The following is a 21,420-nucleotide window of genomic DNA, read 5'->3' as shown; positions in this document are numbered from 1 at the left end:
CGTTTGCCCTAGATATAACTCCGTATGGCGAAATCCCGCTCCAAAAAATTGCAGCAGTCCCTCGACCGCTTCGTGAAGCAGACGCGTAAGTTCATCAAGACATCGTCCTGGCAGAAGCTCGCCCTGACCGGACTGGCCATTCCCGTGGTCATCGTCGTGGTCCTGTTCATATTCCTCTACCTCGGCGTGCTGCTGGGCGCCTACGGCCACCTCCCCAATGAAGCGGAATTAGCTACCATCGAAAACGACGACGCCTCCTCGGTTTACGCCTCCGACGGCGTGCTGCTCGGCAAATATTACGAGATCAATCGGGTGAGCGTGCCGGCGGAGGACATCAGTCCGCACGTCACCAAGGCCCTCGTCGCTACCGAAGACAGCCGCTTTTTCGAGCACCAGGGCATCGACCTGCGGGCCCTGTTCCGGGTAGCGATACGCACCGTGCTGATGGGCGACCGCAGCGGTGGGGGCGGCAGCACCATCAGTCAGCAGTTGGCCAAACAACTCTACCCGCGCCGGCAGTACAGCCGCTTCGGTATGCTGAAGGTGAAGCTGCGCGAAATGATCATCGCCAGTCGGCTCGAGGACGTGTACACCAAACAGGAACTGCTCAACCTCTATCTCAATACCGTCCCCTTCGGAGAGAATGCCTACGGCATCGAAGTCGCCGCTAACCGCTTCTTCGGCAAACCGGCGGCTAAGCTTAAATTGGAAGAAGCGGCCGTGCTCGTCGGCCTTTTGAAGGCCAATACCACCTACAGTCCGCGCAATCACCCCGACAAGAGCGTCGGTCGCCGCAACGTCGTGCTCGACCTCATGGCCAAGAACGGAAGCATCCCGGCCACCGTATCCGACAGCGTATCCGAACTGCCCCTTACGCTCAACTACCGCCGCGACAACGATCGCATCGGCTCCGCCCCCCACTTCCGCCAGCGTCTCCGGGCCGACGTGCAAGAAGCACTAAGTGACCTGTCCCACCCCAGCGGCCGCCCCTACGACGTCGACCGCGACGGCCTGCGCATCTACGTATCCCTCCACTCCAAGATCCAGCAACTGGCCGAAGAAGCCGTCCTCGAACAACTCCCCCGCATCCAGCAGAACCTGGCCGACGACTGGAAGTCCCGCAAGCAAGCCCCCTGGGAGGACGCCTTCACCAGCGTCCTGAAGCGCAGTACCCATTACCGGGTCTTGAAACAGCGGGGACTGGACGAAGCACAAATCCTGGAGGAACTCCGCAAGCCCCGCCGGATGACCATCTACGACGGACGCCAGTCGGCCCCCGTCGACACACTAATGCGCCCCATCGACAGCCTGCGCCATTACTTTACCCTCATGAATGCCGGACTGCTAGCGACCGATCCGACCACCGGCACCGTCCTGGCCTGGGTGGGCGGCGTCGACTACCAGTACGTGCAGTACGATCACGTGAACAGCCGCCGGCAGGTGGGCTCTACGATCAAGCCGGTCATCTACGCTACGGCCCTCCAGGAAGGCGTGCTCCCCTGCGAATACACCTCCGCCGAACAAGTGACCTACGCTCAGTTCAACGGCTACCGGCCCGGCAACCCCGGTGACCGTTACGAGGGGGCCTACTCCATGCGCGGAGGACTCGCCAAGTCCGTCAATACGGTCGCCGTAAGCATGGCGGTCCGCAGCGGCCTATCTAACGTAGCCAGGCAGATCAACGCAATGGGTGTGGAAAAGGAAGTACAGTCTATCCCCAGCATCGCCCTCGGTACCGTGGAGGCCAACTTGGTAGAGATGAACACCGTCTACAGCGCCTTCGCCAACGGGGGCCGCCGCCCCACGGGCATCCACTATCTCGATCGCATCGAGGACAGCAACGGTAACGTCCTCGTCGAATTCGACCGCCCCACCGAAACCCGGCAGGTGATGGACGAGCAGACCGCCAAGATCGCCACTTACCTCATGGCTGGCGTCGTAAACGGAGGCACCGCGGCCCGCTTGCGCTCCACCTACGGCATCCAGGGCGCACTGGCCGGCAAGACGGGCACTACCCAGGACCAGTCGGATGGCTGGTTTCTCGGCTTCACGCCGAAAATGGTCGTGGGTACCTGGGTGGGCGCCGAATACCCCGCGGTTCACTTCCGCACCCTTAGCCGGGGTTCGGCTACTGCTACGGCCCTACCCGTGTGGGGCACCTTCATGCGCAAGGTGCAGCAGACCAAGGGGCTCGAAGAATTCCGCGGCGGCGGCTTTCCTTCCCTCGACGAGATGACCCTCGCCCTGCTCGACTGCCCGGATTATCTAGACGAGCTCCCCATCTTCGCCGACCTGAACCTGAGCGAGGAAGTAGCCCGGGCCCTGGGCCGCTTCGACCAGTCGGAGATCCGGGAGAAAGTAGAGGATAAGCGCCAGCGCAACAATGAGTCGGCCGCCGAGTACGCTGCCCGCATCGCCCGGGAACTGGAAAAGGACGACCGAAAAGAAGAACGGCGCGAAGACCGCAAGAAATCCTGGGTCAAGCGCCTCTTCGGAAAGAAGAACGACTGATCCCTGCCCTCGAACCTGGTGCCCCCGACATCCGTTGAACCAAGAAAACCAACATATGTCATTCCTCGATAAGATTATCGACTCCGTAAAGGACATCGATCTCACGCCAGTAGAAAAGTACGCTTCCAGCGCCTACGACTCCGCAGCCAGCACCGCCAAGGACGCTGAGCGCTACGCCGTTGGCGCCTACCACGGAGCCGGTGACTACTTCGAGCGTACCCGTACCCACGGCGAGCCCGACTATGTCCGCGGTTTTGTAGCCGGCATGATCGGCGGCCTCGTCGGTACCGGCATCAAAATGATCGTCGATCGCTCCCTGCCCACCGCACAGCCACAGGAGGAGCACGACGCCCGCCTGCAGATTGTCGAAGGTGCCGAAGAAGTGACCAACACCGATCTCAACCGCAACAAAGAGGAAACCGCCCAGCAGGCGATTAACTTCGCTTTTGGTGCCCTCGTCGGTGGTATATACGGTGTGATCACCGAGGCAGCCCCCGCCGTACAGGCCCCCGCCGGTGTTCCCTTTGGTGCCGCCCTGTGGACCCTGGCCCACAAAGTCGCCCTGCCCGCCCTCGGTCTTGCCCCCAATCCGCTTAAGCAAGACCTCAGCCTCCAGGCCGGTCAGCTCGGTAGCCATATGGCCTACGGTGCCACGGTAGAGATGGTACGCCGCAGCGTCCGTCACGCCATGGACCAAGAAGATTTGCTGTAGTCGGCTCGCGCGGCGACCTTTGTCACCGTGCTTTACCTGATCCCTACCCCCATCGGCAACCGGGAAGACATCACCCAGCGGGCCCTGCGCCTGCTCGCTGAAGTCGACCTGATCCTCGCCGAAGACACCCGTACCTCGCGGCCGTTAATGCTACACTACGGCATCGATACTCCCCTACGGGCCTACCACGCCCACAACGAGCACGCGCTCGTGGAACAACTCGTCACGGAGCTGAAAGCCGGCTCCACCTACGCCCTGATCACTGACGCCGGCACCCCCGGCATCAGCGATCCGGGCTTTCTTTTGGTCCGTGCCTGCCGCGAAGCCGGCGTAGAAGTCAGTTGCCTGCCCGGCCCCGCTGCCTTCGTTCCCGCCCTCGCTGCCAGCGGAATCCCCTGCGATCGCTTCCACTTCGAAGGCTTCCTCCCCCACAAGAAGGGTCGCCAGACCCGGCTCATCTTTCTGGCGGAATTACCTAATACCTTCGTCCTCTACGAAAGCCCCCACCGCATCGCCAAGCTCCTGGGTCAGCTCGAAGAACACTGTGGCCCCGAGCGGCAAGCTTGCGTCGCCCGCGAGATTTCCAAAATGTACGAAGAGATCACTACCGCCCCCCTCTCCGAACTAAAGGCCAACTTTGCCGCGCGCGGCAAAGTCAAGGGCGAAATTGTCGTCGTCGTCGCCGGCAAATAATTCGTCGGCCGACCAAGCGCAGCGCGGCTCGTCCGACGAATAAACCACCAACCAATGCTCACCACCCCCCTCCTCGCCCACGGCATCACCCATCTCACCGACGCCCGCTACTTCGCCGCCTGGCACCCCGACTACCTCTGCTTCCCCCTCGGGGAGGGTGGACTCTCCCTCGATTATTTCCTCGCCATCCGCGAATGGGTCGAAGGCCCCGTTTGCGTAGCGGAACTGGGCGGGGACGCAGGTACGGTGCATACGGCAGAGGAGCTTCACACCTCCGGTATCACCCACGTAATGCTTGACTACGGCACGGATCCTACCAGCTTTCGTGAAGCCGGCATACAGGTCCTCACCCGAATGCCCGTCGCCGGCTACCAATCCGCCCTCGACATCGCCGACCAACTAAACGAAGTCTCCGGCCCCATCCTTCTGGACTTCACCGCCGGCGGCATCACCTGGAGCGACCTCACCGACGGACACCCCTTCTCCCCCGGCATGCTCAAGGAAATGACCGGCGACCGGCAAATTTTCCTACGCATCGACCTCACCCCCGATGAAGCCCACGCCGCCACCGAAACCGTCTACGGCCTCGCCCTCAGCGGCAGCAGCGAAGAAAAAGTAGGCTACAAAAGCTTCGACGACCTCGACGACCTACTGGAAGCCCTCGAAGAAGAAATTTAAGCCACCAAAAAAAGGTTGAGGCTTTCTAAGCCGACCCTTATACGGTAAGGATCATAAAATCCGCGCAAATCTGTGCCCGAGCGCAGCGAATCTGCAGTCAATCTGTGTTTAAAAAAATCTCACGAGCGAAGCGAGGGGGCCGCGGCGCGGCTTTTTTTCAACACGGATTAAAACAGATTTAGGTCGCAGATTTTCACGGATTTTTTGTAGCAAACGTGCTTGCGCACGCTCCGCAAATTTCATGCACACGACAGCGGAGCTAATCCGCGAGAATCGGTGCCTAAGCGCAGCGCCTCCGTTAAAATCTGTGTTTAAATAAATCTCACGAGCGGAGCGAACAGGCCTAAGCGAGGGGGCCGCGGCGCGGCTTTTTTTCAACACGGATTAAGGCAGATTTAGATCGCAGATTTTCACGGATTTTTTGCGGCAACGTGCCAGTGCATTTCAACGATTCGACGCATGCAACAGCGGAGCGAATCCGCGAGAATCGGTGCCTAAGCGCAGCGCCTCCGTTAAAATCTGTGTTTAAGAAAATCTCATGAGCGAAGCGAGGGGGCCGCGGCGCGGCTTTTTTTTAACACGGATTAAGGCAGATTTAGGTCGCAGATTTTCACGGATTTTTGCGGCAAACGTGCCAGTGCATTTCCTCAACGATTCGACGCTTGCAACAGCGGAGCCAAATCTGTGTCCGAGCGCAGCGAATCCGCGTCCCATCCGTGGTGACAGCTCCGCGTGCAACGCCTCGACCTTAATCTGCGAAAAAATCTGCGCCCTCCGCGTAATCCGCGGTGCAAAATTCTCGGGCCAGAGGCCACCCGACCTGAGTGAAACCGAATCCGTGTCAAATCCGCGGCCATCCGTGGTGAAAAAAGTTTCGGATCAAAGGCCACTCGACCTCACCTGCCACCGCGCAAAATCCTTCGCGAAGTAAGAAATGATCACATCCGCCCCCGCCCGTCGAATGCTCAGCAGCGCCTCCGAGGCCGCCTGCTGGTAGTCGAGCCACCCACGTTCCGCCGCAGCCAGCAACATGGCACATTCACCGGAGACATGATAGGCCGCAATCGGCAGGGTATGGGCCTCGTGCAGGCGGTAAATGATGTCGAGGTAGTTCAGGGCGGGTTTCACCATGAGGTAGTCGGCACCCTCAGCTGCGTCGAGCGCAGCCTCCCGCAGTGCCTCGCGGGCGTTGGCAGGGTCCATCTGGTAGGTCTTCTTGTCGGAGGGAACGTCCTGTAGCTGGCGGGGCGCACTGTCGAGGGCATCCCGAAAGGGCCCGTAAAAGGCACTCGCATACTTCGCTGAATACGACATAATGGCCGTATCCATCAGGCCCTCCTTATCGAGCGCGCGCCGGATGCTACCCACCCGGCCGTCCATCATATCGCTCGGACCGATGACATCGAAACCGGCACAGGCCTGGGCCACCGACATCGCATCGAGCAGTTTGAGCGTCTCGTCGTTGTCAATTTTTCCGTTGATCACGACCCCATCGTGGCCGTCGGTGCTGTAGGGGTCGAGGGCGGCATCGGAGATCAGGCAAACCTCCGGGAAGCGGTCCTTAATGGCCCGGGCGGCGTGGAGATAAAAGTTCTGCTCGGCGGTGGCGTAGGTCCCCGTCTTGTCCTTGTGCTCCTCCGGTACGGCCGGAAACATCATAAAGCTCTGGAGGCCCACGGTCAGGCAATCCTCGATTTCCCGCAGCACTTCATCGATGCCCAGGCGGAAGGTGCCCGGCAGACTCGGGATCGGCAAACGCGCCCTGGCGTCCGGCATCAGAAAGATGGGCTGCACGAGGTGACCGGCATTCAGCTCCGTCTCCCTAACCAGATTGCGCACGGCGGCGGAAGAACGATTGCGACGGGGACGGGAAAGCATATGGTCAAGGGGTTTGGGAAGAAGAACCGGCCAGCCGCGGGACGGTTTAAACCCCCTATCGCCCCACGAACCACGCAAAGGTTTTGCACTCGGCGATCAGCTCGTCGTAGAAGTCGGTATCGGCGTAAGAATCGCGCAGTAAGCGGAAATAACTGAAGGGCCTTGCCCCTCCCGGCCGACCCTGCGCGTAGTACTCGTTGCGCTCCGTTTTGGCGGCGTAGTAGGCGGCCAGAGCGGCGGCTTCCCGGTCCGGGGCGCGACGCAGGGCCCGCTCGAAGTAGTAGCGCGGTTGGTCCATGGCAAAGTTCTCCTGGTTGCCCAGGGGCGCGTCGGGGTGGGAGAACACCCGGTCGGGGGTACGGGCGGCGGCGGCGCGGGCGGCGCTACTGCCGGAGCGAAAGGCATCGGCGAAGGACCAGTTGTAGCTGAAGTAGCTTAGGTTGTACAGGGCCAGCCCGATGTTGAAGTAGTTGCGCGCGGCGATGGTATCGTTGGTCGTGCGGTCGGCCTGTTCCTCCAGCTCGTCGAGCCGCTCGAGCAGTTGGAGCTTGTTGTAAGTGGGCCGACCAGTAGGCGGGGAGAAGTTTACGCGATCGTTTAACTGCTGAATGAAGGGGGCGAACCTCCCGTACCCATCCATTCGCTCCGCCGGGATGCGCCGGTAGATCTCAATGGCCGTTTTCCACTGTCCGCGCTGCACGTAGTCGTTGCCGATGAGGTTATTGATGTCGTCCGTAGCGTAGGGACCGATCCGGTCGCGCAGCAGGGCCCGGTCGAAGCGATTCCGGTTGAGGCTATCGGCCATCCGTTCCAGTGACCGCAGGGCATCGATGGAGGGATTCTTCTGGATCGCATCGAAGCCGTACCGCAGCAAATTGGCCTTGGGGATACGCCCGGTACGCCGGTAGGCAGCCTCCAGTTTGTCGTTGACCAGGCGGCGGAAATCGGGATGCTCGCTGCGCAGTTCGGAGTCCGTCAGTAAGTCGTAGTAGCGAAGTTCCGTGGAGTCCGTCACCCGACTCAGCTCCAGTACGTCAATGACGTCGCCGAGAATGGCCAGCTGCTGCCGTATGGTATCGTTTTCGGTGCTGCCCTTCAGCCGGGCGAAGGTCTCTTCGGCAAAGAAGTAATCCCCGGCCAGCATCTCCAGCACCCCGCGGGCCAACAGCCAGAAGTCGAGGTTGGCGCTCTTCCGCTCCTCGATAATCCGGTTCACGAAGGCCTGCAGATCGATCAGCCGCTCCCCCGCCCCGGCGCGTGGGGTATAGTGGCCCCGGCGAAAGTCAGCCCCCAGCAGGTCGCGCTCCAGCTCCTGCAACTCGCGCATGGTGAGCAGTTCGAGGGAGTGATTGTTGGGCTCGTAGCGGTAGATGTCGCGCATTTCCTCCAACACCACCGCCCGCCCGTTGTGGGCCCGCAGTACGTGCAGCATGGCGCGTTCGTGGTCGTTCTGGCACAGCAGCAGGGCTTCCCGCCACTGCGCGTCGGTCTGGATCTTAAAGCTCAGGTAAGCGCTCTCCCGCCGGCTCGGACTCCGTTCGAAAACGCGACTGAATACATAGGCCGATTCAGCCATTTGCCCCAGCGATTGCATCGCCCCCGCCCGGTGCCCCTCGATCCAGTCGTAAATCAGGCTGGGATCGGCGTTGACCTTCGGCATGAGGTAACCGTAAAGCTCGAGCACGTAGTCGTACTCCCGCAGGTAGTGCGCCAGACGGATCAACTGGTAAGCATACCGCAGGCGCACGTAATGGCTCTCCGTCCGCGGAAACACCTCCAGTCCTTCCTCCAGCAAACCTTCCATTTCCGCCCGGTTTAGCGTCCGCTGCTCGAAGGCATCCGCCGCCGCCGTCACGAAGGGCTCACACCGCTTGGCGAAGATCAGGTAGTCAAGCACCTCCACACAATTAGCCTCCAGCAAGTGACGCGCAAACCCATTCGCCTGCAGGGCCGGGGGCAGGTCGGCGGTGCGGGCCTCCGGATCGTTCAGGAGCTGCCGCAGCCGTTGCAGCAGGTTCAGGTTGTTGTCGTAAACGATGGCCTCGATCTCCTCCAGCGCGGCCTGGTCGCAAAATCGCTCGTACCATTCCTCTACGTTAAGGCTGCGCTGCAGATTGGCGGGCTGGGTGAGCCGGTCGCGGTACACCTCCCCGAAGTGCAAAAAGAAGGGCGCCAGTTCCGAATCGTAGCCCACCACCCGCGGATTTAAAAAACGATAGGCGTAGGAGGAGGGGGCGGGGCCGCAGGTGCAGTGCAAACCCAGCGGAACAAGCAAACCAAACACCAGCAAAATAGCCGTACGGAAAAGCATTTCGGCAAGATAGACAGGCCACTGTAAAAAATCCGCGCCCAATCCGCGGCCCTCCGCGGAATCCGCGTTCAACCCTTCTTCGCGTAGCGATCCCTACAATACGGACCCTCCCCCCTGAGTTACACTTACCTTGCCCCGCGGTGCCTACCCACCGGCATCACCACTCACCGTACTATTGTACTCTCGCTAGTTTTCACCCGTATGCCCACCAAACTTACCCTGCTCCTTCTGGTACTTCTCAGCACCTGCGTCCGCGCCCAGACGGAAGACGTGAAGGTGGGTCTGGTACTGAGCGGCGGGGGAGCCAAGGGCTACGCCCACATCGGAGCCCTGCGCGTGATCGAAGAATCCGGCGTGCGGGTCGACTACATCGGCGGCACCAGCATGGGGGCGATCGTGGGCGGACTCTACGCCGCCGGCTACAGCGCCGACCAGCTGGAACAACTGCTGAGAAGCATCGACATCCTTAGCGAACTGCAGGACGCCGTGGCCCGCGAAGACCGGACCATCTACGAAAAAATATACAACGAAAAGTACCTGCTCTCCATCTCGATGCAGGACTTCGGCATCCAGCTGCCCACGGCCCTCTCCGACGGACAGCGGGTGCACGACCTGTTTGCCAATTGGACGGCCGACGTGGGCCACATCCGCGACTTCGACAAGCTACCTATACCCTTCCTCGCCGTAGCCACCGACCTCGAAACCGGCGACGACGTCGTGATCGAAACCGGGATGCTCGCCGAAGCCATGCGGGCCAGCGCGGCCCTGCCCGGTGTACTCAGTCCGTACGAACTCAACGGCCGGCTGCTCACCGACGGCGGCGTTTCCAACAACTATCCCGCCGAGGAAGTGAAGGCGAAGGGGATGGATTACATCCTCGGTATCAGCGTCGAGGCCGACCCCCTCAAGGCCGGCGACATCAAGAGTGTGGGCGACCTGATCATGCAGATCGCCTTTTTCCAGGCCAACCGCCGCAATCTGGAACAGTACGAAGTGACCGACCTGGACATTAAGCCGCAGCTGGACGGCTTCTCGGTGCTCAGCTTCAGCGACATCGATACCCTCATTAACGCCGGCTATCTGGCCGCCCTGGAGATGAAGCCGCAACTGGATTCGCTCGCCGCCCGCCAGCAAAACGTGACCACGACCCGCGATACGTCCGACGCGCGCATTCCGCAGTTCCTCAACGTACGGCGGGTCAACATCACCGGCAACGACGAACTGTCCGACCGCCAGGTGCTGAGCTTTTTCGAGGATATGCTGCCGGGGCGGATCAGCTGGGAGGATTTTCGCCACGGGCTTACCGCCCTCCACGTCACGGGTCGCTACGCCAACATCAACTACCGCTGGCAATTTACCGACGACGCCCAGGATGAAGTCGACCTCGATCTAACCTTCGAACAGCAACCGGCCTTCGGTCAGCAACTGCGGCTCGGCCTGCACTACGACCAGGAGTACCGCGCCAACCTGCTGATCAACCTTACCCTTTACGACCTCCTTATCGATAACACCATCACCAGCCTCGACCTTATTGCCGGTAACCGACTGCGCTACCGTTTCGACTACCGCATCAATCGCATCAACGGTTCGGCCTTCGGACTGCGCAGTCGCCTCGATTATGCCGACGTGGGGTTCGACGTGCAGGAAACCCAGAACGAGGGACTGGGCATCGTTTTCGACCGCCTCGATTTTCGCTTCTCCGACCTGAACGCCGAATTGTACTGGGACGTAAGGCAGACGCAGAACAGCTTCACCGGCATGTCCGCCGGCTTTAAGTACTACTCGACCACTTCGGATCAATTGGCCTCGGCGGATACCTCCGGACTGTTCTCCCTCAGCAACGATATGTTCTTCGTCCCCAAGGTCTACTTCCTCTACGACAAGCTCAACAAAACCCACTTCCCCCTGCGCGGATTCAAGCTCAACGCCGAGGCGCGGGCCATCCGGGAACTGTCGGGCAACGACGACGGCTGGGCCTTTAACGCCGACATTGACTTCACGGCCATGCTGCAACTCGGGGAGAAGCAGGCCATCGGGCTGGAAGCTACCGCCGGTGGCTTTCTGGATGCTACCAGTCTGCCCTACCGCTACTACCTCGGCAGCAACAACCGCAAGCTGATGAACAACTTCAAGCCCTTCCCGAGCATCGACCTGGGGGAAGCTTCCGGCAGTAATCTGGTGATGGCCGAGTTGTTCTTGCGGCAGCGACTGTTTACTAATCATTACCTCCACCTCGGCGCCCGCACGGCGCGCATCGGCAATCCGGAGGCATTTCCCAGTTCCATCAGTGCCGACTGGATCACGGCGGGTGTCCTGGGCTACGGCATCGACTCGCCCCTGGGCCCCATCGAACTTACCTACGGCTACGGCACCGAGGGCGGGAAGCTGTACTTCAACCTGGGTCATTGGTTCTGACCGGCTTACCTTGTCGGTATGAAGGATTTTCACGACAAAGTGGTGGTCATTACCGGCGCAGGCTCCGGCATCGGTCGGGAGCTGGCCCGCCAATTCGCGGTGCGCGGGGCCGTACTCTCCCTCAACGACCGAAACCTGGATGCCCTGGAGGAAACCTGGAATGCGCTTCCCGTAAACTCCCGCGGACTATGCCGCGCCTTCGACGTCGGCGACCGGGAAAGCATGGATGATTTCGCCCGGGAGACCCGCCAGTCGCTGGGCCGCGTCGATGTCGTGATCAACAACGCCGGCATGAGCGTACGCCAGCAACCCGCCGTGAACATCGCCATGGAGGACTACGAAAAAACCCTGAGTGTCAACCTGTGGGGCGTGGTCTACGGCTCGCTTGCCTTTCTGCCCCACCTGCGGGAGCGGGATGAGGCTAGTCTGGTCAACGTCAGCAGCGTATTCGGCCTCTTCGGCTTTCCGGGTACAGCACCCTACAACATCAGCAAGTTCGCGGTGCGCGGCTTCACGGAAACCCTCCGCGTGGAGTTCGGAAAGCTGCTGCACATTTGCTGCGTTCACCCGGGCGGGATCGCCACCAACATCCACCGCAACGTGGAGATCGAAGACGAACGGGAGCGCGACCGCTTCATCCGCAATTTCGAAAAACAGGCCAGAACCACCGCGGCGGAGGCGGCTGCGCAAATCATTAAGGCCATCGAAAGGAAGAAGACCCGCCTGCTCATCGGCCGCGATGCCTACTGGATCGATAAATTCGCGCGCCTGCTGCCGGGCAGCTACGAACGGGTACTGGCCCGCTGGTACAAGCCGGAAAAGTTTCTGGGGGGAAATTAGGTCGGCTTGCCGTTCTTATGTTGGTAGTAGCGGCACCGTTCGCTGACCACGCACTGTCCGCACTTGGGATGGGAGTAGGTGCACACCCGTTGCCCGTGCTTGAAGAGCAGCTTGTGAAAGTTGAGCAGCTCATCCGCGCTTTCCGGCAGCATTTCCAGTAGGGCACCGTGACTTTTGGCCTGGGTGATCTTCTCCGGCAGGATGCCGTAGCGGGTGCTGACGCGGTGTACGTGGGTATCGACCGGCAGCACCGGCTTACGCAGGGAGAACAGCAGCACGAAGGTGGCCGTTTTGAAGCCCACGCCCGGCAGTTTCATGAGCAGTTCCTGGGCTTCGTCGACTGGCATGTCGGCCAGGAAGTCTAAATTGGGCGATCCGTATTCCTCAATGACGTGGGTAAGGATTTCCTTGATGCGGGGGGCCTTGATCTCGGGCCAGCGGCTGGTCTGAATGCACTGCTCGATCCCGTCGACCGTGGCACCCGCGACCCCGGCCCAGTCGCCGTAGGTTTCCAGCAGCTTTTCGTAGGCGGCCCGCTCGTCGGCGTAGTTGGTCCGCTGGCTCAGAATGGTGGCGATCAGCTGGTCAATGGCCGTTTTGGTGCTGTAGCGGGTCTGGCGTCCGTAGGTTTCCTGCAGGGTGGAAACGAGGTAGTGGAGGTCGGTATCGGGTTGGAGGGCGGGCATTACCCTGCTAAAAGTTATCCCACCCCCCGGATGTTTAGCGGCGGGAGTGCCGCATGATCTTGTAGTCGATCATATCGCGTAGGCTGTCCCCCTCTCGGCGGTTTTCGCGCACGAATTCCGGACTGACACCATGGATACGCAGGTCGATCAGCGTGCGGAAGGGGATGTCTTCGTAACCCAGATCGGCGTAGGAAGCCGCGAAGTCGGGGGTCACGCCGTGAATGCGGGCGTCGATAAAGTCGCGGGTATCCAGGTCCGTATACCCCAGGTCGCGCAGACCGCGCACCAGTCCGGGAGTGACGCTGTGAATACTGAAGTCCTGAATCTCCCGCAGACCATCAAACTCGAGGCCGAGGTCCATCATTTCCTTCGCCTTCCGGGCACTGACGCCGTGAATTTTAGCCGAGACGATGTCCTGTGCCCCAAGTCCTTCGAAGCCCAGGGAAGCGAGCTCCGCTACGTACTCCGCATCGACCTTATGTATCGCGAGCTGAATAAACTCGTCGAAGTGTAGGTTATCGAAGCCTAGGCCCGCCATTTCCTTCACGAAGTCGGTATCGAGGCCGTGAATTTTGGCCTGGATCACCTGGTCGAGGTCGAGTCCCCTAAATCCGGCAGCTACCAATTCGTCGATGTACGCCTTATCGATACTGAAGATGCGCAACTGCACGATCTTTTCCAGACCGGGGGTGTCGAATCCCGCGGCCGTCAGGTACCGACCGACCTCGGCAAGCGATGCCTGATCGATGCTAAAGACGGCGACCTGCACCAGTTCATCGTGGCTGGGATCGTAAGCTTTACGCAGGTACGTCAGGTAATCGGCCGTGATGTCGGTGAAGAAAAAATGGATCAGTTCGCGGTTGTCGAAGGTGCCGAAGCCCTGGTCCGCTACCGTCCGCACAAAGCCGGCGGCGGGCGCAAACTCAAAGGTGCCGACGCCCTCATCACCGTCGAACATACCCCGGAAGGTCATCGTGCCGGACTCGCGGGTCAGCGAAAATTCTCCGATCCGGTCGCGGGGCAGTTCACCCAGGGCGGCGGTGGGGAAACAGCGTTCCGAATTGGAGTTGTAGTAGCCGTTATTGTTCCGGACCACGAAGGCGAAGCACACGCGGTCGCCGTCGATTTCGGCGGTCCAGCTGCGGCGGGTTTCCGTTCCTTCGGCGGGTGCCGGCGGAGCCGGGGCGGGGGGTGGCGGCGGGGGCGCGGGTGCGGAGGGGGGTGCCGGGAGGGGTGCCGGCGCCGGATTGGGGGCCGGTGCCGGAGCCGGGGTGGGTGCCGGGGGAGCCGGGGGTGGAGCAGGCGCCTCGGGTGGTGCCGGGGGCTGCTGCGCTACCGCATTGAAGGAGGTCAGGGAAAAAAGAAGCAGCAGGGGGAGGGCGAGGTACTTCCAGCCGGAGCGGGAGGAGGATCTTTTTGCTTTCATCATAATAATGCGTTGTTCGAGGCTGTGATTGTAGTGGGTTACGAGACTGCGGGACCGTACCGGCGCGGCCACCCGCAGCAGGCTTAGTTGGTAGTGTACGGGGTCGGTCCCGTGGCGGAGCACCTGGGCATCCGTGAGGTATTCCAGGTTATCCTCGATCGCCCGGCGGTACCACCAGGCAAAGGGGTTGCACCACTGCACCACGAGGAGCAGTTCGGCAAGCAGGAGGTCGAAGCCGTGGCCCTGTCGGAGGTGTACCCGCTCGTGATCGAGGATGCAGTCGAGGGTGGCGCGGTCGTAGTTTCCGGGATTGAGGTACACGCGGTTCCAGAAGGAGTACGGACCTTCCTCTCCGTCCAACTCGACGATGCGAAGGTCACCCAGGCGGTACCCCGGCCGGCCGATCGTTTTTCCAATCAATAAAGCCAACTGGAATAAGAGACGGAGACCGAAGAGCAGCACCCCACCGAGGTAGGCGTACCACACCCACTGAGTCGCAACGACTTCAGTCGTCAAGCTGCCTACAACATTCGATGCCTCATCAGTAGCGACGACTTCAGTCGTCACGCTGCCGGTACGTTCTTGCAGCAGGTCGACTGAAGTCAACGCTACGGGTAAGTCAGCTAAAACCGGTAGGGCGGGCAGCGGGTCGACTGAAGTCGACGCTACGACTGAAGTCGACGCTACGCGGAGCGAAAGCGCGGCCGGCACCGTCACCAGGGGCAGGAGAAAACTGGCCGCTATGCTTCCGATCAGCAGCCACCGATTAAGGGTAAAGTAAGTTTCGCTGCGCAGCACGAAGTGGTAGTACAGGGCGCAGATCGCGAGCAGCGTGCCGGCGTGGAGAAGGTAGTTCATGCGTCCTGGCTTTTGATGAGTTTGACCAGTCGTTCGAGCTCATTGGTGTCGAGCTGTTGCTCCCGGGCGAAGTAGTTGACCAGCTTCATGGGCGAGTTGTCGAAGAAGCGCTTTACGACGTCGTCCACCGCCTTTTTCTGGTAGTCTTCTTCCGCAACGACGGGAAAAAAGCGGTAGGCGTTGCCTATTTTCTCGTGGGCGACGAATCCCTTTTCCTCCAGGATCTTCACCATGGTCGAAACGGTGTTGTAGTGCGGCTTCGGCTCCGGCAGTTCCTCGATGATCTCCTTTACGAAGGCGCGCTCCAGCTTCCACAGCACTTGCATCAGTTGCGCCTCGCGCTTGGCTAATCGTTGCATAACTACTAATTGATTAGTACGAAGATAGTACTAACGGATTAGTATTACAACTAATTCATTAGTATTCCTTCGTTTATCTCGGGAAGGTGGCGGTAAAGTGGGTCCAGCCCCCGGCGTCGGTGTGCAGCCGGTAGGTGGCTCCGTGGCCCTCCAGAATATCGCGGGAGAGGGTTAGGCCGACGCCCTGTCCGGTGATCTTGGTGCTGAAGAAGGGCGAGAAGAGCTTATGGGCAACCCCGGGGGAAACACCCGGCCCGTCGTCCGAGATGGTGAACCCCGGCGGGCTGGCCTGGCTGCTCAGAATGATGCGCCCTCCGGCGGATATGCTCTCCCGTGCGTTGGTCAGGGCATTGATAACCACCTGCTCGAGCTGTCCGGCATCGGCACTTACCCATACCGGACGGGAAGACAGTTCGTAGGAAAGGGCGATGTCGTGTTCCTTCAGCATCTGCTGCACGACCCCGCCCGCGGAACGCAGCAATTCGTTCAGATCGGTGCGGGTTTTTTGCGGGGCCGGAAGGCGCACCACGCGGGCGAAATTGCGCATGAAGCCGGTCAGGTTTTCGGCCCGGTGAATGGCGGGCGGCAGGTATTCGTTCGTCAGGTCGGGAAGCATAGGATCCCCATCGCCGGCAATTTCCAGCAGGGAGCGCAGCAGGGATACGATGGCGGCATTCGAGTTATTGACCTCGTGGGCCATCATCCGGATCACCTTGCCGTACGCCTCCTTTTCGGCCAGTAGCAGATCGGCGGTCACGTCCTGTAGCACTACGAATCCGCGTTCGAACCCCCGATCGATGAAGGTGGCGTACTCCCCGTGGATGCGGCGGTTGTCGGCCGTAGTGAAGACCCGCTTCTCCCCCACCCCGAGGCGCAAAGCCGGCTCCAGGACCGAACGCTCAAAATCAGGATCGGCCTCCCGCCGCTGACTTACCCAGGGATTGGCCGACTCTACCCCCCCGTCAAAATCGAGTATGACGATCCCCACTTCCGCCGCGCCGACGAGCCGGTCCAGAAATTCTTCCCGCTGCCTGCCGGTCACCCGTTCCGTTCGCAGCTGGTCGATCATGCGGTTGTAAACCTGTCCGAGCCGGTCCATTTCCGGGCTACCCGTCGGCCGCATCTTTACCGAAAAATCCTGATCGGCCAGCGCCCCCACGCCCCGGCTCAGCAAATTTAGGGGAGCTACTAGTACTTCATAGAGCCGGTACCCGAGGTAAGCCGAAAGCAGCAGGACCATCTCCGCCAGCAACAGTACCGGTCCCCGCCCGATCACGAAGTACGCCATCACTCCGATCAGGAGGTGCAGCACGGTGAGGTACGCGATGTACTTAGTGGGAGCGGACAAGGGAGGAATTTAAAATTTTAAATGTGGAATTTTAAATTTTAAATTTCTCGATCCGCCGGTACAGTGCCGCTCGCGTCAGCCCCAGTTCGCGGGCCGTGGCGGTGATCTCTCCGGCGTTGCGGGCAAGGGCGGCGCGGATCATTTTGATTTCCATTTGCTCCAGGGTGATGCCGGAGGGGGCAAAGTTGGAAAGGCTTGCGGAGGGGCCGCTAGATTGTTGCTCCAGTTGCCCCGCGTCGATGGCGTCAACCGGAGACAAAATCACGGTACGCTCGATGAGATTTTGCAGCTGGCGAATATTTCCCGGGAAGGGCTGTCGGCGTAGCCAGGATACGGCTTCCGGGTTCAACTTCAGTTTCGGGCGGTCGTAACGGCGGCGGGCGCTGGTAAGGAAGTGATCGGCCAGGCGGGCGATGTCACCGGGGCGCTCGTGGAGGGCGGGAAGGTGCAGGTGGATGAGGTTGATTCGGTAGAGCAGATCCTCCCGAAAGGTGCCGGCGGCGACCATACTGGCCAGGTTGCGGCTGGTGGCGCTGATGATGCGGACGTCGGTCGGACGGGGCTTACTTTCACCGAGGCGCTCGTACTGGCGTTCCTGTAGTACTCGCAGCAATTTTACCTGGGCGGCCGGGGCCAGGTCACCGATCTCGTCGAGAAAAAGCGTGCCCCCCTCGGCCAGTTCGAAGCGCCCCTTGCGGTCGCTGCGGGCATCGGTAAAGGCACCGGCCTTGTGTCCGAACAGTTCGGATTCGAAGAGGCCCTCCGGTACTCCCCCCAGGTTTACGGCAACGAAGGGGCCTTCCGCCCGCTGACTGGCACCGTGGATCGCCTCGGCCACCAGTTCTTTTCCGGTGCCGCTCTCTCCGGTGATCAGCACGGAAGCCTGGGTGCCGGCCACGCGTTTGGCCTGATCGATGACGGCGTGTAGGGCCGGCGATTCACCAATGATTGCGCCAAAGGGGTCGGCTGTTTTGGTGGCTTTCACTGCACCTGCGACCCCGCCCTTGTCCAACTGCGTTTTGATGGCGTTGAGCAGCTCGTGGTTATCCCAGGGTTTGGCGATGAAATCGCGGGCTCCGGCCTTCATGCCCTCCACCGCCAGCTGTACCGTAGCCCAGCCGGTCATCTGAATGACGGGTAGATCGGGCTGTGCCGCCAGCAACTCACCAAGTAGCTTCATTCCGCCGCGCCCGCTGGTCTCGATGGTGAAGTTGAGGTCGAGCAGCACCAGATCGGGCCGAAACTCGCTCACCGTCGCCAGCGCTTCCCCCGGATAGTGGATGCACCGCACGGTATAGCCGGCCCGCTTGAGCAGAAGCTCGAGGCTGGTGCAGACGGTGCGGTCGTCGTCGATGATGAGGAGGCGCAGAAATTGAAAATTTTAAATGTGAAATTTTAAATTTTAAATTTAGCGGGGATGCTCGCTACGCTCGTTGGCTCGTGAATTACTCTTCGTGGAGGACGAGGGCTGGGTGGAGGCGGGCGGCCTGCCGGCTGGGAAGGAGGGCGCAGACCGTAACGATGAGCAAGATAGTGGCGATGGCGGCTACGATGCCGAAGTAGAAGAACTTGGGCGGGATGGGGAGGAGCTCGAGGAGGGGGACCTGTACCGCGAAGAAAGTGCCGAGGAGTAGTCCGGCAACGGTGATAATGAGGATCTCTCCGACGAACTGAGCAGTGACCTCGCCGGGCGTGGCGCCCATGGCCTTGCGGAGGCCGATCTCGGCGCGGCGGCGGTTGATCTGGGTGAAGAGCACGCCGAAGAGGCCCAGGGCGATGTTGATGAGCAGGAAGGTGGAGATGATGAGCAGGATGACCAGGGGAATGACCACGGGTCGGTTGGCCTTGATGCGGTCCTCCGCCATGTTCCAGATCACGACGTCGGTATTTTTGGTGAGGGCGGTCACCAGGTTGTAGATGGGCTCTTCGACCGCCGCGGTCTGGCCGGGTGCGGTGCGGATGATCATTTGCTCGAAGGGGGGGCGATCGCCGGAGTAGAAACCGGATTGGGGGTAGAAGGTCAGGGGCTCGTTCTCCGCGAAATTGCTGGCGTACTTGAAGTCTTCGACCACGCCGATCACCTGGCGGTCGCCACTGAGGATAATGATGGAGTCCAGGAGGGTTTCGGCATTCGGGTAGTATTCATCCATAAATTTACCGTTCACCACGATCGGCGGGTACTTGGCATTGTCGTCCCGCTTTTCGAACCAGCGCCCCTCCCGGAATTTGAGTTCCATGGTTTCGGCGAAGTGCTCGTCGGCAAACAGCATGCGGGTGAAGAGTTGGAAGCCATTGTCGTCGTTGCCCGTACCCCAGTTGTTGCCCCCGAAGGGATTGACGGGACCGAGGAAGCTGACGGCCTCCACTCCGGGGACTGTTCTCACCTCCCGAACGATCCGCTCCTGCAAACCGAGTACCGCGAGGGAGTCCATATCGTCGTCGATATCCAGTCTCAGGCCGATGCTGTTCTCGTAGCTGAAGCCGAGGGGAGAGCTGTACCGGTCGTAGTTGTAAAACGCGAAGGCGTACACTCCGAACAAAACGATAAAGGCCAGGATGATTTCCAGAAAGATGAGGCCGTTCGCGCGGCGCTTGTTCCACATCAGTTTGATCAAGTGACTAAGCATGGTTGATTGATTTAGCGCAGTGCGGTTCCGATATTGGTACGGCTCATCCGGAGGGCGGGCAGCAGGCCCGACAGCAGTCCGAAGAGTACGATGACGACGATGAAGTAGAAAAATACTTTGAAGGAAAAGGACAGCCGAACGATCCCGATCAGGTCGTTGGCGTTGACCGCCCGAATGACGAAGAACGCCAGGATCAGACCGATCGCCCCACCGATGAAGGTGAGCACCAGGTTCTCGAAAATAAATTGGTAAAGTATATCGGCGCTTCTGGCACCAAATGCCTTGCGCACGGCGATCTCCGATTTGCGCTCGTACACCCGGCTGACGTTCAGGTTGATCAGGTTGATCAGCGGCAACGCCAGAAAGAGAAACAGCAGCAAAAAGAGGGGGATGAAGAACATCATTTTCGCCAGATCATAGTCCCGTTCCTGCATGATCCCACCGGCAAAAACCTCGGTAGCGGTGCCGGGATAAAGCGCGATCTCCTCGTAATCTTCCTCCGGAGGCATCACGAAGTTCTCGGCCAGGAACTCGAGCTGTTTTTTTATGCTTTCCCGTTTGCCCGGCGAGGTGGCCAGAAATACCGCGCTGAACGATCCTTCTAGTGTTTTAGCATCCAGTGCCCTACGATCCATGGTAGTAACCGGCAGGTACACATCGCCCTGAATGGTGGGATCGTCCTTAAGCGGTCGGGCGACGATTCCCCCTACGCGGTACGTGCGATCGCCCAGGGTCACTTCCCGACCGATCACGTCGTCACTCGCCTCACCGAAATACTCGGTGGCCGCCTTATCCGTCAGTACGGCGATCTGGTTGCCCCCATCTACATCGTCCTTGCCGTAGGGAAGACCGTGCAGGAAATTAAAGTCGAAGACATTCCAGTAATTGCCGTCGGTATAGTAAGTCCGGAAGGTCACCTTACGCCCGTCGAGGTATCCATCTACGAAACTGCTCGGCGAAAAGGCGGTTGCCTCCGACACGTCCGATAGACCGTGGAGGTACTCCGTAATAAAATGGTAGCTCATGGAGCCATCCGAGTTGTTCGAGCCAATCTCCTCGGTGTCGAAGGTCGAGTCGTACCGCATCGTACCGTCGTCCATCAGTACGCTGTCGATCGTGTAGATCGTGTCGTAAAACTGCGTGTAGCGAGACAGCGCAGGCAGAAACACCATTCGGTCCACCTCCGACATCGGCTTATTCGCTCCGAACAGGGCATCCCCCATCGAGGTGATCAGCATCAAGATCATGAGGGTAAAGCTGATCCCGAACAGACTGATGAAGGTATAGAACGGCTTACGGCGCAGCACCTTGAGGGCGAGGAGTAAATAATTCTTAATCATGGCGGTAAAAATTTAAAATTTAAAATTTGACATTTTAAATTCAACTCACCCGTTCGCCATCGCTAAGCCGTACGAGCCGGTGGGTCCGTTTGGCCATGCGTTCGTCGTGGGTGACCATCACGATGGTGGTGCCGAGGTCCTTGTTGAGCCGGGTCAGGATGTCCATGATCTCGCCGCCCATGTGGCTATCCAGGTTCCCGGTGGGCTCATCGGCCAGGATGATGTTGGGTTTACCGACGATGGCCCGGGCGATGGCGACCCGCTGTTTCTGTCCGCCCGACAGCTGATTGGGAAAGTGAGTAGCACGATTGCTCAACCCCACACGGGCCAGTGCCTCCAGTGCCAGTCGCCGCCGTTCCTTGCCTCCCAATTTCCGGTACAGCAGCGGCAGTTCGACGTTATCTACCACCGACAGGTCGTTGATCAGGTGAAAGCTCTGAAAGATGAACCCCAACTGCTCGTTCCGAAAGCGCGCTACCTTGCTTCCGTTGTAATCCGTGACTTCCCGGCCGGCCAGTACCACCGTCCCCTCGCTCGGCTCGTCGATCAATCCCATAATATTCAGCAGGGTCGATTTGCCGCAGCCGGAGGGCCCCATAATGCTCAGAAATTCACCCGCCGGCACACTCAGGTTCATATGCTGCAGGGCCAGCGTCTCGATGGTGTCGGTACGGTAGGATTTGGAGATGTTGTTGAGTTCGATCATTGGAAAAAGGATTAAGGGACTGAAGGATGGAA

16 protein-coding genes are annotated in these 21,420 nt (G+C 60.1%); 6 read left to right on the top strand and 10 right to left on the bottom strand.

Going from position 1 to position 21,420, the window contains the following annotated elements; genetic code table 11:
• Window positions 1-24: 24 nt before the first annotated feature.
• Genes GGR28_RS17475 through GGR28_RS17460 form a run of 4 tightly spaced genes read left to right on the top strand, consistent with a single transcriptional unit; the run spans window position 25 to window position 4,594 of the window.
• Window positions 25-2,511: a transglycosylase domain-containing protein gene (locus tag GGR28_RS17475; protein WP_183497120.1), complete on the top strand. Its 2,487-nt coding sequence runs from the start codon at window positions 25-27 to the stop codon at window positions 2,509-2,511.
• Window positions 2,512-2,566: 55 nt separating this feature from the next.
• Window positions 2,567-3,223 carry a DUF1440 domain-containing protein gene (locus GGR28_RS17470; protein WP_183497119.1) on the top strand — a complete coding sequence of 219 codons (657 nt, stop codon included), beginning with the start codon at window positions 2,567-2,569 and terminating at the stop codon, window positions 3,221-3,223.
• A 27-nt stretch (window positions 3,224-3,250) separates the two neighbouring features.
• Entirely contained in the window at window positions 3,251-3,916 is a 666-nt protein-coding gene (rsmI, locus tag GGR28_RS17465) for a 16S rRNA (cytidine(1402)-2'-O)-methyltransferase (protein WP_183497118.1), read from the top strand.
• Between the two features lie 54 nt (window positions 3,917-3,970).
• Complete coding sequence (locus GGR28_RS17460) at window positions 3,971-4,594, top strand: hypothetical protein (RefSeq protein ID WP_183497117.1); 624 nt, start codon at window positions 3,971-3,973, stop codon at window positions 4,592-4,594.
• An 879-nt stretch (window positions 4,595-5,473) separates the two neighbouring features.
• Here the strand turns inward: GGR28_RS17460 and hemB are convergent.
• Complete coding sequence (gene hemB / locus GGR28_RS17455; RefSeq protein ID WP_183497116.1) at window positions 5,474-6,472, bottom strand: porphobilinogen synthase; 999 nt, start codon at window positions 6,470-6,472, stop codon at window positions 5,474-5,476.
• A 55-nt stretch (window positions 6,473-6,527) separates the two neighbouring features.
• Entirely contained in the window at window positions 6,528-8,783 is a 2,256-nt protein-coding gene (locus tag GGR28_RS17450) for a hypothetical protein (protein WP_183497115.1), read from the bottom strand.
• A 201-nt stretch (window positions 8,784-8,984) separates the two neighbouring features.
• On the opposite strand from GGR28_RS17450, the gene GGR28_RS17445 reads away from it, so the two are divergent.
• On the top strand, window positions 8,985-11,198 hold the full coding sequence (locus GGR28_RS17445) for a patatin-like phospholipase family protein (RefSeq protein WP_183497114.1): 2,214 nt from the start codon (window positions 8,985-8,987) through the stop codon (window positions 11,196-11,198).
• A gap of 18 nt (window positions 11,199-11,216) precedes the next feature.
• Window positions 11,217-12,038 carry an SDR family NAD(P)-dependent oxidoreductase gene (locus tag GGR28_RS17440; protein WP_183497113.1) on the top strand — a complete coding sequence of 274 codons (822 nt, stop codon included), beginning with the start codon at window positions 11,217-11,219 and terminating at the stop codon, window positions 12,036-12,038.
• Here the strand turns inward: GGR28_RS17440 and GGR28_RS17435 are convergent.
• The 8 genes from GGR28_RS17435 to GGR28_RS17400 form a co-directional block, all read right to left on the bottom strand.
• Window positions 12,035-12,724 (bottom strand): endonuclease III domain-containing protein, encoded by a 690-nt coding sequence (locus GGR28_RS17435; RefSeq protein WP_183497112.1) that lies wholly within the window; start codon window positions 12,722-12,724, stop codon window positions 12,035-12,037. The two genes, GGR28_RS17440 and GGR28_RS17435, sit on opposite strands and share 4 nt — an antisense overlap.
• 34 nt (window positions 12,725-12,758) lie before the next feature.
• Window positions 12,759-15,008 (bottom strand): M56 family metallopeptidase, encoded by a 2,250-nt coding sequence (locus tag GGR28_RS17430; protein ID WP_183497111.1) that lies wholly within the window; start codon window positions 15,006-15,008, stop codon window positions 12,759-12,761.
• A complete protein-coding gene (locus GGR28_RS17425; protein WP_183497110.1) occupies window positions 15,005-15,367 on the bottom strand; it encodes a BlaI/MecI/CopY family transcriptional regulator in 363 nt (120 codons plus the stop codon). The genes GGR28_RS17430 and GGR28_RS17425 overlap by 4 nt, the downstream gene beginning before the upstream one ends.
• 73 nt (window positions 15,368-15,440) lie before the next feature.
• Window positions 15,441-16,715 carry a sensor histidine kinase gene (locus GGR28_RS17420; protein ID WP_183497109.1) on the bottom strand — a complete coding sequence of 425 codons (1,275 nt, stop codon included), beginning with the start codon at window positions 16,713-16,715 and terminating at the stop codon, window positions 15,441-15,443.
• Between the two features lie 31 nt (window positions 16,716-16,746).
• The gene (locus GGR28_RS17415; RefSeq protein ID WP_319936746.1) at window positions 16,747-18,069 is read right to left on the bottom strand and encodes a sigma-54-dependent transcriptional regulator; all 1,323 of its coding nucleotides are present in this window, start codon (window positions 18,067-18,069) and stop codon (window positions 16,747-16,749) included.
• 91 nt (window positions 18,070-18,160) lie between these two features.
• Entirely contained in the window at window positions 18,161-19,342 is a 1,182-nt protein-coding gene (locus GGR28_RS17410) for an ABC transporter permease (protein ID WP_183497108.1), read from the bottom strand.
• Between the two features lie 11 nt (window positions 19,343-19,353).
• On the bottom strand, window positions 19,354-20,682 hold the full coding sequence (locus tag GGR28_RS17405; protein ID WP_183497107.1) for an ABC transporter permease: 1,329 nt from the start codon (window positions 20,680-20,682) through the stop codon (window positions 19,354-19,356).
• Between the two features lie 40 nt (window positions 20,683-20,722).
• Window positions 20,723-21,388: an ABC transporter ATP-binding protein gene (locus GGR28_RS17400; RefSeq protein ID WP_183497106.1), complete on the bottom strand. Its 666-nt coding sequence runs from the start codon at window positions 21,386-21,388 to the stop codon at window positions 20,723-20,725.
• Between the last annotated feature and the right edge of the window lie 32 nt (window positions 21,389-21,420).

Origin of the sequence: Neolewinella aquimaris (assembly GCF_014197245.1) — a bacterium.
Lineage (GTDB): Bacteria > Bacteroidota > Bacteroidia > Chitinophagales > Saprospiraceae > Neolewinella > Neolewinella aquimaris.
Note: the sequence above shows the minus strand (reverse complement) of the source record. Positions and strands in the feature narration are given on the sequence as shown.